The organism is Xanthomonas vesicatoria ATCC 35937 (assembly GCF_001908725.1).
GTDB classification, from domain to species: Bacteria; Pseudomonadota; Gammaproteobacteria; order Xanthomonadales; family Xanthomonadaceae; genus Xanthomonas; species Xanthomonas vesicatoria.
Map to the genome: position 1 here is coordinate 58,517 of NZ_CP018726.1, position 11,725 is coordinate 70,241.

The 11,725-nt window shown below is 59.3% G+C and carries 11 protein-coding genes; 10 read left to right on the plus strand and 1 reads right to left on the minus strand.

What is annotated here, in order from left to right; all coding sequences use genetic code 11:
- Positions 1-99: 99 nt before the first annotated feature.
- The 6 genes from BJD12_RS22700 to rdgC all read left to right on the plus strand — a co-directional run bounded on the left by BJD12_RS22700 (position 100) and on the right by rdgC (position 5,610).
- On the plus strand, positions 100-750 hold the full coding sequence (locus BJD12_RS22700) for a hypothetical protein (RefSeq protein ID WP_126936947.1): 651 nt from the start codon (positions 100-102) through the stop codon (positions 748-750).
- A gap of 12 nt (positions 751-762) precedes the next feature.
- The gene (locus BJD12_RS22705) at positions 763-1,041 is read left to right on the plus strand and encodes an HU family DNA-binding protein (RefSeq protein WP_005989584.1); all 279 of its coding nucleotides are present in this window, start codon (positions 763-765) and stop codon (positions 1,039-1,041) included.
- 146 nt (positions 1,042-1,187) lie between these two features.
- Entirely contained in the window at positions 1,188-3,116 is a 1,929-nt protein-coding gene (locus BJD12_RS22710; RefSeq protein ID WP_005989588.1) for a single-stranded-DNA-specific exonuclease RecJ, read from the plus strand.
- Positions 3,117-3,120: 4 nt separating this feature from the next.
- Positions 3,121-4,029 carry a hypothetical protein gene (locus BJD12_RS22715; RefSeq protein ID WP_005989590.1) on the plus strand — a complete coding sequence of 303 codons (909 nt, stop codon included), beginning with the start codon at positions 3,121-3,123 and terminating at the stop codon, positions 4,027-4,029.
- Complete coding sequence (locus BJD12_RS22720; protein WP_125459558.1) at positions 4,026-4,694, plus strand: hypothetical protein; 669 nt, start codon at positions 4,026-4,028, stop codon at positions 4,692-4,694. The genes BJD12_RS22715 and BJD12_RS22720 overlap by 4 nt, the downstream gene beginning before the upstream one ends.
- Positions 4,695-4,722: 28 nt before the next feature.
- Entirely contained in the window at positions 4,723-5,610 is an 888-nt protein-coding gene (gene rdgC, locus BJD12_RS22725) for a recombination-associated protein RdgC (RefSeq protein ID WP_005989594.1), read from the plus strand.
- Positions 5,611-5,669: 59 nt separating this feature from the next.
- Here the strand turns inward: rdgC and BJD12_RS23940 are convergent, their stop codons facing one another.
- Entirely contained in the window at positions 5,670-6,416 is a 747-nt protein-coding gene (locus BJD12_RS23940; RefSeq protein ID WP_005989596.1) for a thermonuclease family protein, read from the minus strand.
- A 147-nt stretch (positions 6,417-6,563) separates the two neighbouring features.
- On the opposite strand from BJD12_RS23940, the gene BJD12_RS22735 reads away from it, so the two are divergent.
- The 4 genes from BJD12_RS22735 (at position 6,564) to BJD12_RS22755 (ending at position 11,244) form a co-directional block, all read left to right on the plus strand.
- Complete coding sequence (locus BJD12_RS22735) at positions 6,564-7,589, plus strand: hypothetical protein (RefSeq protein WP_005989598.1); 1,026 nt, start codon at positions 6,564-6,566, stop codon at positions 7,587-7,589.
- A 137-nt stretch (positions 7,590-7,726) separates the two neighbouring features.
- Positions 7,727-8,521, plus strand: a complete 795-nt coding sequence (locus BJD12_RS24460; protein ID WP_005989600.1) for a hypothetical protein — start codon at positions 7,727-7,729, stop codon at positions 8,519-8,521.
- Positions 8,522-8,550: 29 nt separating this feature from the next.
- Positions 8,551-9,534, plus strand: a complete 984-nt coding sequence (locus tag BJD12_RS22750) for a PDZ domain-containing protein (RefSeq protein ID WP_005989603.1) — start codon at positions 8,551-8,553, stop codon at positions 9,532-9,534.
- A 558-nt stretch (positions 9,535-10,092) separates the two neighbouring features.
- Positions 10,093-11,244, plus strand: a complete 1,152-nt coding sequence (locus BJD12_RS22755) for a hypothetical protein (RefSeq protein ID WP_005989608.1) — start codon at positions 10,093-10,095, stop codon at positions 11,242-11,244.
- Positions 11,245-11,725 lie beyond the last annotated feature (481 nt).

An 11,725-nucleotide genomic window follows, 5' to 3' on the forward strand; every position in this document is an offset into this window, starting at 1 on the left:
ATGCCGCCACGTCCACACATCGACAAAATTTACCAGCTCGCACAAGAGCTGGCGACTATCGTCACGAGAGTCCGTGTCTTGAGCACAGAGCCCAGGCCGATGCACAAGGGCCACAACCAGATCAGCGATACACCCATGGTCACGCTCATGGCGATGGAGCCAGCCAGGGCCCATAACCGTTCCTACATCGTCTCGGCGCGGGAACACGCTGAGCAGGTAATCGTCAATCGGGAGCAAGGAGTGTCACCGGAACGTGCCCGACAGGCGTGGGGGCTGATGCGCGACTTGTATGAGGCACTGCCTCAGGCCCGCATCTGCAACAACCCGGACAGTAGCTTGGGTCGTTCGGTGGGCAGCGATGGAACGATCACCGAGGCCGACGGCGACGTGCTGCCGCCCAATGCGCTGCTCAGTTCCACGATGAGCACCATCAGCCAAGCAGCCCCGCATGCGTCACGGTTGATGGTCAGGGGCATACGCGAGGGCCGTGCACGGAACTTCGTGGAGCTGATCGATGCAGCAGGCGGCGTAATGCTGGCAACCGACGTCAATGCTCTGGCATTCGCAGTGCGTTCGATCTTGGTTCCGTCAGACGACGCCGACGCCCGCTACCAGAAGCGCCGCCTGCACCAGTGGATGCAAGCGATGGGCATCGAATATGAGCAAGATGCCTTGCAGGCAATCGCAGCAATCCACTCAATCGCGCGATTCGATATCGCCGATACGTGGCACCTCAACACCAGCAACTGAAAGAACACATCAATGAACAGGAAAGACCTGGTGGAACTTCTGGCGCACGAACTGGACCTGCCGAAGCATAAGACGACGAGATTAGTTGCAATGTTGTTCGAAGCCATCGTTGCCCAGCTCGGCAAGGGGCGGGAAGTGAACATCAGTGGCTTTGGTGTGTTCGGCAGCGAACCGGTGACCATCCACGCTGCCAGCACCCGTCGCTTGGCGCCTTCGTTGCAATCTACGCACACGATCCGCCGGCCGACCTTCCGTCCAAGCGACGGCCTAACGCGGAAGTTGTCCAAATGAAGATAGGTCATGGCCAGCGTTCTGCGTGGAAGCGCCATTCGAAGAGCGCCAAATTTCTTGAGCTTGCAGTGGCCACGCTTTCGAACCAGGCCGCGGAGCATGATGGGATATCAATCATCCAGCCGCAATGCATGTGCCGATGACCCATGAGCGCCGTCCTCGTCCCGAATTTCATCAGTCGCGGAGAAAGAAGCCAGAACCCCAATGAGGGCACGGTCGGCGCCTTTAATGTTGGGTCTCTGCCGTTTGGACTTCTTGATGTGACTCCAGATCCGAAAATTCGCAAGCGCTCGGTCGATGCATTGATCTTGCGATCCGCAGAGCGCGATGGGTTCACGCCGCTGCAGGCTCGTGTGATTGCCGGCCGCATGAAGGCTGAGGATAGTGGTCTGTCCGTTCGCCAGCGCGTGCTGCCACGCATCGCTGATCTAGATTCCTATCATCAGCTGCCTGACATCGACATCGCGGTGGATCGCATCTGCACCGCGATACAGGGGCGCGAAGTTATTGCATGTGTGGTCGATCATGACGCAGACGGCAGTACTGCCGGCGCAGTGATGTTGGCCTCGCTGGTTGACTATTTTGGCATGGCCCAGCAGGACGTGCTCCTGTTCAACTCGCACCGCATGAAGGAGGGATACGGTGTCAGCAACGCCGTGGTCGACCGCATTCTGCAGCACCATCCTCTTCCTTCACTCATCATCACCGGTGACCAGGGCAGCGCGGACCATGACCGGATAACGCGCATGAGGGAGGAGGGCATCGACACGGTGGTGACCGACCATCATGAAATTCCGGCACGCGGCATTCCCCAGGACGCTGTTGCCGTGGTCAATCCCGCTCGTGCTGATTCCAGCTTTGCCGACAAGAATGTGGCCGGTTGCCATGTGGCGTGGCTGGTCATGTGTGCAGTGCGAGCCGAGCTGATCAATCGTGGCCACCTGCCTGCTGATGCACCGCGCCTGGGCGACCTACTGGACTGGGTTGCGCTGGGTAGTGCCTGCGACGCAGTGAGCTTGTCGAAATCGATCAACAACCGCGCGCTCATCGCGCACGGGCTGAAGGTGATGAACGCCAGGCGTAGACCTGCGTGGGAAGGGATGGCGGTTGTGCTGGGTAAAAAGGATGCGTATTCGGCGCCTGATTTGGCCTGGAAGATTGGCCCACGATTGAATGCCCGCTCACGACTGAGTGAGGCCATGACCGGTGTCCAATTCCTGATGAGCAAGGACTACGACGAAGCGGTCCGGTTGGCCACCGTCCTGGAAGAAGACAACACGACTCGCCGTGGCATCGAGAAGGAGATGACTGCCACTGCGATGGCGATCGCGGCGCTGCAGGCGAGCAGCGACAGTCCTGCCATTGTCGTATGCCTAGAGAACGGTCACGCAGGTTGTCACGGGATAACTGCGAGCAGGCTCACTGAAGCTCTGGGCCGCCCCACCATGATGCTCTCCCCGAAAGAGGGTGAGATGGGCGTCTTCACGGGCTCACTTCGTACCGCCGCCGGCGTGAACATCAAGCAGGCCATGGACCAAGTGGTCGAATGGGAGCCGGGCTTGCTGCTATCGCATGGCGGCCACCACGGCGCCGGCGGATTGCGGGTGCAGGCGGGCAATATCCATCTGCTGCAGGAGCTGTTCTGCGAAGCGGTACTACTGCAAGTTCATCCATCGCAACTGCATCCCCTGATTCATACGGACGGGGAATTGGACGCCTCGCCGTCGCTGGCCATGGTTGATGAGCTGGCTCAACTGGAGCCCTACGGTCGCGAGTTCGACCCGCCCGTTTTCCATGGCCAGTTCCAAGTTCTCAGTGCCCGGGTCATCGGTGCCGATAAGACGCACATCAAGCTCAGCCTGAAGGATCGATACGGCGGTGTCACATCGGCCATCTGGTTCGGGGCGATTAAGACGTCAGTGTTTCGCCCAGAGCCTTCGGAAGCCGACGTGCCAGTTGCCGCAGGCGATATGGTCAATGCCGCATACACGCTTACCTCCAACACCTATCGTGGCAACACCTCGGTTGACCTGCAAATTAAACACGCCCGAAAGGCGTCCACCTCTACGAGTTGAAACCATGTCCATTCTCGACAAAGCCCGCACCTGCGCCGTGATGTGCGCAATCGCCCTTAGCCTTGCCTCCTGCAACAAGTCCGATCGGAACTTGATCGACGCGTCGTCGCAGGAGGCACTGCTGGACTCCGTTGACAAAATCCGCGTAAACCTTACCGATCGAGCGGAGCTAGACCAGCTTGATGTCGCACTAGCCGACGTCGCGCGCTTTAGCATCGACCCGCAGCTGATCATGGAGCAGGCGGCCAAGGGCCGTATGCCCACCAAGGAAGAAGCATTTCGTACGGTCAAGCCGTTGGTCGACAACCTCAGTAAGGACGAACTGCTGGTGTTGGCCGGCAAGCTTCGCCAGAACTATACGACCCAGCTTGCGACCTACGACAAACAGCTGGCCGAGCTGCGCCGCCGCCAGAAGGCCGCAGAGGAAATTGGCAACAAGATGGCCAACTTCACCGTGATCAAAGCCGACTATGCGAACGCAAGTGAGTCGCTGTCGGAAGCTGCAGGCTCTTTAGTGCTTCGCCTGAAGCTGACTGTTCAGAACAACCTGGATGTCCCCGTCTCCAAGGCGGTGATGATGGTCAATTTCGGACCTGATGGCAGCTTGACCCCATGGCTGAGTCAGCGCGTGGAGAAACAGTTCGACAAGCCGCTGCTGCCTGGCGAGACCGCAGACCTTGAGGTCTTTAGTTACTTCAGTGGCGTGGCCAAAGGAGCGGAGGAGATCAAGCCGGTGCTGGACGCGGCAATGCTGGAGCTGACTGGAGCGGACGGTAAGATTTTTCTCTCGGCGCCGAAGTGGCAAGCCGGTGACATCACTCAGCTCAACCTGTTGGAAGCCGCATCCGCCCACATCCGTGGACAGCTGGCGATGACGGCGACTGGAATGGGCAGCACCAGGACGTTGCAGTGAGCACGATGACCTGGAACCGCGGCTACATCATCGGCTTGGTGGCATTTGTTGGCCTCGCCGGTACGCTGGCGGTGCACCAATCCTTGTCATCGAATTCCGGAGGGCACTCGCCCCAGAATCTACTCAGCAGACTCGCACCAAGGTCGGCGGTAGCCGTCAATCGCCTATCCAACATCAAGGACACTGCGGGATTGGCATCGGAGGTGACGTCGATCGATCCGCTGACCCAGTTGAACAACCATCCGGGCCGCGTCGCCGCTCTCTCGGAACTTGGGCAGTTTGCAGAGGGCGATCCGACCTTCACGCTCACCATCAACGCTCCGAATATTGACGTAGCCCTGGACTCGCTGAAGCAGATCTACGCGGCACTGCCGGCGAACGACGCCGAGGCGCTGGATTTCGCCGTCCGCTTCCTGGCGGTGACGCGCCTGAAGGGCACCGACTTCACCGCATACGGTCAGGATCCGACGGCCATTCCTGATACGGCGCTGTTTCAGCACATCCTCCCCACCATCAACGGCCGCACCCCGATGCAAGTCATTGTAGAGGCGCGCAAAGAACAGGAGCGTTTGGCGCAGGCTCGCGAAGCGATTCCTGTCGATCCGTTCGATCGCATCGAGATGGAGCGTCGCGGTCAGCCACCAGGCATGTCGATCCCGCGCTAAGTACCACCATCGCATCACAGAGGCACAAATGCACTTTTCAAAGGCCATCGTTTTTAGCTACCCGCCAGGGCTTGATTTCACTCCGCTCGAAGCTATGCTTGCCGAGCTGCCGTTCAAACCGTGCGAGCCGTCGGCGATGTCCAGTGAGGGTTTCGTGCCGCCTGTGTACATGGATGACGCGCCTTTCGCCTATCGCACGGGTGAGCTAATTCTGATTGCAGTACAAACCGAGTCGCGCATCGTGCCGCCTGCCGTGGTGGATGAGCGGCTTGAAGCGAAAGTAAAGGAGCACGAGGAAAAGGAGGGTCGCAGGCCAGGTGGGCGAATGCGAAAGCGCTTGAAGGAGGAGGTAGTTGCGGAGCTGATGGCTCGCTCCTTCACTGTCAAGAAGAAGGCATTCGCGCTAATCGACCAGGAGCGACATTTCTTTGTTGTAAACACCAGTAGTCGAAAGACCGCCGAGACTGTCGTATCTCACGTTCGCGCGGCGATCGGTTCGTTTCCGGCGATTCCTCTATCGTCACCGGACCTGCCGGCGAGCCGGATGACGGACTGGCTTGCCAGTGGGAATCTGCCTGAGTTGTGGACCTTGGGCGATGAGTGCGTGCTGAAGGGGCCGGACTCGGCGAGCGTGCGAATCAAGGGTGTGGATCTTCACTCGGAAGAGGTGGCCAAACACCTCGAAGCCGGCATGAAGGTCTCACGACTCGCCGCAAGCGTGGGCGATGACTACGAGTTCGTGCTGGATGAATCGCTAGCGGTGAGCAAGTTTTCCGTGCTGGTTGAAACCGAGCTTCCTGACGGCCAGGACGACATGCAGGCCCACGTCGATGCAGAACTGCTTCTGTTTGCGACATATTTTCGACGCCTACTGGATAGTTTGCGTGGTTCGTTCCAACTCAGCGTTGCAACGTAGCCTTGTACGGGGAGCCGCCCTACATAAAAAGGCCCGGGAACTCCCGGGCCTTTTGCGCATCATTTCTCCTGACGGAAATCCCAAGGGTTGGCAAACTGGCTGTCCCACAATCCCAGATGATTGCGTTTGGCCTTGCCTTCGGTGATCGCATAGGTCTTGGTGATCGAGCGATAGGCCAACGCCCAGCCGTTGCTGACCATCTCCGAGGCCACATCAAGGTCGCCCATCGTGCATGTGGCCACGATGCGGCCGTAGCGATCGCTTCCCTTGGAGATGCAGGAGAGTTCGTTGGTGCTGATGAGCTGCTGCAGCCACAGGGCCGACCGGCGGCCACAATCCCATTGGCCAGTCGCATGCATGCAGTTCTGAGCCAGCTCCGGAGCGTCAATGCCGTACAGGCGGATCCGCTGACCCGCGACATCGATCGTGTCCCCGTCGACCACCTGCGCAGAACCAAGGATGGCGCCCACCGCTTCCTGAGAGTCGCGGCGGATCTCAGCCTTGGACCTAATCAAGCCGCCCAGGTCCACCTTGTCGAGGGTGTTGGCCAGCGACGCGGAGTCGCCGGAGGTCTCAGCGCCGCCGGTCGGCTGCCGGTAGTCGGGAATGGGGCTCGTCAGCGGCGGGGGGGAGTAGTCTTTTGGGGACAGGCCGAAGAGCCGGGCAATAGGGGCAAGGGGGTTCCCATCGCTGCCTTCGGCGTTGGAGCCCATGGAGTGGATCAGGTATACGCCGCCGCCCAGGACAGAGCACATGACGACGCCGGCGCCGATTAGGCCGCGCCATTGGGGTTTGGTCTTCTTCATTGGATTGCCCTGGATGTTGGGAAAACTAGCCTAGGGTCGAGCTTGTGTAACGAATCCCAGAAATGAAGGGGTGTTTTCACCATTGTTGGCTGTATTCCTTGCCCCGTATCCTTGGCCGCTCAGGCTTAGACAGTACAAAGAAGACAAATGAGCGCAGACAACACGCTGGACCAGGCCGAGCCCACCACCGCGATTCACGACCCAGGGCAAGCCTGGTTCTTGGCCCGCTACCAGGTGCTGCGCGACATTGCCCACGATGTCACCTTGCTGGGGCAGGGGGCGGCGGCCCGCGGCAAAACCCCTACCGAAATGGCTGATCGCATTGTGGCTGTCTTGGGGGACTTGGCCCAACGAGAATGGGAGGGCTATGCCCACCACGTGGGCCGGCGGAGCGCGTCGCTCACCGACAGTCTCTTGCAGGCCACCCCGCCGATCAGGGTCTATATGCATCCTTATCCGGCGGAGGACGTGGACCTGCCGACCGCGGCCTGGGAGGCCGTGCCAGTCGAGGTGAGCGGCACGCTGTACTGGAAGGGAGATGGCAAGGACGAAGGGTTCTCGATTCCTCCGCTCATGCCCCTGTCCCCTGCGCCGGAGGCCGGCGAGGATGTGGTGGTGATCGAGCTTGTTGACCGCCGGCATATCGCCACGGCCATGATGAATGAGCTGATGGCCAGGTTTGCCAAGACCGCGCTGGACGTTATGGCACCCTGCGATCCTGCCGGCGCCTGGCGCCGGCTGCGGGTACTGAGCCAGTTCTACCGCGAAGAGTTTGTGTTAGCACGTAAGGCTCTATCCGCCGACGAACTGCAGCAGTGGGACAAGTCTGCATTGGACGAAATCTCGCTTGCTGACGCCGCCAGGATCATTGGAGAGCGAGCGTTCACCGCGCTGGCCATCCGCGTACTGTCGCTCGGCGCACTGACGTCCGCACTGACCAAGTGGATCCTTGCGATGGACGGCCGCCGCCCGGACCCGGGCACCCCAAGCCCGCAGTCCGTGGTGCTGGACAACGTATTGGTGTGGTCGAAGAGCTATGAGAAGGCATTGGCGTCCTTCAATGACGCCATTCTTCTTGAGCGCAGCTTGTTACCCAGTTCGTGGGACATCGAAGTGATACAGCGGCCTTTTCCTGGCCAGCTCCCGATCGCGGTGGCCACTCGCAAGCGCTAGTGATGCCATCAACTTGACGTTGGACGTCGATCAAGTCGGACAGTGGATTCGAGAGAGTTGCAAGAAGTACGCGCCTGATAGGGGATGCGCTGCAGATTTGCATACTGAGTTCATTCAACGAACTCAGTTGCACACGCATGAACGCTGTTGCCTTCGATCAATCCTGTAACGACATTGCATCTGCTCTGGAATCTCTCAGGGATGAGGCGGTCGCGTTTGCTGACCGCCTACATGTCATCCAGGGCCGTTGGACTCTGCAGCAATTCGATCCACTCAGGTTTTTTGAGAAGGCTGCCAAAGAATCCTATGACCGGCTCCATGACGCGTTCCTCGAAAATCGTACGCGGTTCGGTATACGCCCCAGTCTTGATGACTGTGACGTCAAACGCGGCTTTATCGAAAGCCTCGCCTGTCGCTGGGATGCGGATCTTCCCAGTGTGGACATCAAGGCTGCAGTACATCGCGCTATTGACGGCCTGAACGTATTGCTGCCGGTCGAGGATGCCGAGAACGAAGCCAACCGCCAGCTTGCCACTCGCTTCGTCAGCGAGTTCCTCATCGACCGCAAGGAAGTTGTCCATCGCTCAGGTGCCGTGGTGCTGGACTATCGCCCGACCATTGACAGCAGCGACAAGAAGTTCAGCAAGTGCAACAACTACAACTATTTCACCGTCGCATGGCTCCGCAAAAAGATATCAGTACTGCAAGAAGTTGTGGTCCATTTCAACCACAACACCGCGAAGAGCCAGCCCACAGCCATTCCCAGTTATGACGACCTGCAGCAGCAGACGCGTGCAATTTCTCGGAGCCCAAGCATCATTTCCGTCTGTGGATTCCAGCTGAGGGTGATGGTGTCGAAGTACGAGTTCCATTTCTCACCCGAGTTCGCCGAGTACCTCAGCGAGTTCATTTCCCTCAACACCGGCCGATAACCGCTTCCGAACTTTCAAGGACCTGACGAATGAACCGCATCACACTTTTTGCCGTCTCTGCCGCTTTCTCGCTGACTTCCTTGACCGCTTCCGGAGCTACGGTGCAGCCCCGCGAGGAAATCAGCCGCTGGGGCCAGATCAGTAGTGCCGCGTGGCCGCTCGCGCAAGCCAATGTGGAGCTTTGCGGCCAGACGACCGGACCGGCGCTGGGTTTCACGCAGGTTGGGTCAATGGAAAACCGCCCGATGATCTTCGGAGTGGGAGAAGGGTCCCCGGCCGCTGCCTCTGGTCTGAAAGACTTCGATGAGCTGGTCGCCTTCAACGGCAAGGCACTCCAGACCCGGAAACTCGAGCAGGTTACCGAGCGATTCGACGAGGTGTTCGCGGATGAGGCCGAGGTCGGCCAGCCGCTGCAGGTCACTTACCTGCGTGACGGCGCAGAGGCCACCGTGGAAGTCACCCCGGTCAACGCGTGCAAGTTCAACGTGATGTATATCCCGAAGCCGATTCCCACCACCACGCAGGGCACTGCGCTGCTGCTGGGCAACGCCATCGACAGCTATGCCAGCAGTCCGCTGGAGATCCGCACCTACGTCAGCCGCTACTTGGCTCGCGTGATCCTCGACCATCAGGGTCAGAACCAAAAGCAGGGCCGCAAGTTAGACCTGCTCTCGGGCGCGGCGGGCCTGCTGACGGGTCATCAGGCACCGGTTACGGGCAATGCGTTTGCCCGTTTCCGCAACGGCGAATCCCAGGATCTGGAGCAGGACTACCTAAGCGTCTATCTGCTGGCGCGTGCAGGCGATGACGTGAGTGGCGTGCCGCTTTTCTGGGAGGGCGTCTTCGCCAACATGACGGGAAACCGCTTCATCGGCCGGGCGCTCGGTCAGTCGCAGGCTTCGCCAGAGCGCCTGCAGGAGCTGACGGCAGCTCGCGATGAAGTGCTGGCGAAGGTGCAGGCCGGACAGGAGTTGAAGCCGGAGGGCCTCCGAGCAGGGCAGAAGGAAGGCTGAGTACCGGAAGCCCTCGAAGAGTTCAGACGGGCGGCCTGTTCATACGGGCCGCCCGTTGCGTTTCAGGGGTAGGGCGGCGAGGCCCCGGCGGCGCCCCGACGCAGGTTCACGACACTCCATAGGTGTAGTGAGCGGACATGGCAGGCTGGTTTGATCAAACAAGAGCCAACCATGCGCAGCGACACCGGTGCGGTTCCCTCCCATCCGACGCCTAACCAGGCCCTCGCACAGGCAGCGAACGCACTATGGGCGCCGCATGCTGACCGGGCCTACATGGATTGCAAGCCCATCTGAGCAACATTTTGGCCGCCCAAGAGGTATGCCGCCGGCCGCCCGGCACCTTCTCAGGCGATTCGCTGCACAGGAGCGCCAGCTGCGAGGTAGCGATGGGTACACGCGCTAAAGAGTGTAAAAGCGGTTTTCAGGAGGGCGGTTAAAGTTAAATTAACGTATGAGGCTACTCTAAAGTGTAAAGTACACGCTAGGGCGGCTTTAACACCCTAAAGCGTGGCCTATGGTTAATTTAACGTGTCGACATAACGAGCGAGGTAATCCCTAATGGATCAACATTTTCCCCGTCCTGAGTTCGCAGCTGAGCTGACTCAGCAGCTTTTAGGGCAGAGCATGTTTGCTACTGACACCCTGTTCCTGGGAGCACCGCGGCGCACTGGCAAAAGTACGTTCCTGCAAGAAGACCTCACCCCAGCGCTGGAGCAAAAAGGCGCGCTGGTGCTGTACGTCGACCTGTGGAAGAAACAGGATGCCGATCCGGTAGATCTGATTTCCTTCACGATTGCCAACGCCTTGGCACAGCAGCAGGGGAAGATCGCCAAAGTAGCTAAAGCAGCAGGACTGACTAAGGTTTCCATCCACGGGGTGGAGTTCAGCCTCGATGCCGTGGGCAAGGATCCTGGAGCAAGTGTGGCCGATGCATTGCAGGAGTTGCAGAAGCGAGCCGGCAAGCCGGTGGTATTCATCGTCGACGAAGCACAGCACGTCATCAAGTACGAAGGCGGCATGACCCTCATGTTTGGGCTCAAGTCTGCAAGGGACACGATCAACAGGCCTGGTGCACGGAACCTAATCCTTGTGATGTCGGGATCCGACAGAGACAAGCTGTTGCGACTAGTGCACGGCAACGCGACACCATTCTTCGGCTCAGATATCACGACGCTTCCGCTATTGGACAAGGCGTTCACCGACTTCTACGCCGGCCTGCTGGCGGTAGAGAAGCCGGAATTGCAGCCGGACAACGAGCGCTTCTACAAGGCGTTCGTGAAGTTCCACCATAGGCCCGAGCCATTCCTCAAGAAATTCAACACGCTCACCGGCATCCTGGGACCGAAAACCAAAAAGGATCTGCACGACCAGTTCGACAAGCTGGCGGATGAGTATGAAGAAGAGCAGTTCGCACTGTACGAAACCGCGTACCTTGGGTTGACCAAGTTGCAGCGTGCGGTGCTAACGCGCGTTCTGTCACACGGAAGGACGGGAAAGCTCTTCGATGTAAAAGCGCTGGAGGAATACACCAAGGCGCAAGGTAAGCAAGTGCTGGCGGGCGCTGCGCGAAATGCCATCGAAAGGCTGCGCGAGATCGATCCGCCACTGATATGGAAATCCGCACGCGGAGACTATGCACCTGTGGACAGTGGTATGCGTACTTGGTACGAAATGCTCGTCAGAAATGGAGAGTGGCCACCGCAGGACTGAGGACGACAAATGCTGCTGCTAGGACATGAATCGATAGAGGATGTGCGTACGTCGGCACTAGAGCTGCAGCGGATGGGGCCGGCCGCTCGACGCCTATTGTCCGAGTGCATCGAGCATCAGGGATGCACACGCATCGCCATCTCGAAGACGGCCCAAGCGCTCGAGGACTTGGGCTTCGTCTTTATCCGGGAAAGTGGGTTTCTGTCAGTGGAGAAAGTCCACATCAGGCCAAGTCTCGCGGGTGAAGAAGCACTAGCGTACTTTGAAGACGAGCTGGCTAAGTTGGGCTAGGGGCGGTCTGCAAAACTCGCCCTTCGCACAGTGTGAGCCCAAGCATTTGAGCCGGGGATCTCGACACGCGTTGAGCGCCAGCGCGTCTGATCAGCCGGCTATCCTGCAGAATCTTGGCCCGCAGTGGGATCAGAGTGCTCTCAACAGCCGGTGTGTGAGTTGTGTTCCAGGAGGACCACCTTCATTCGTC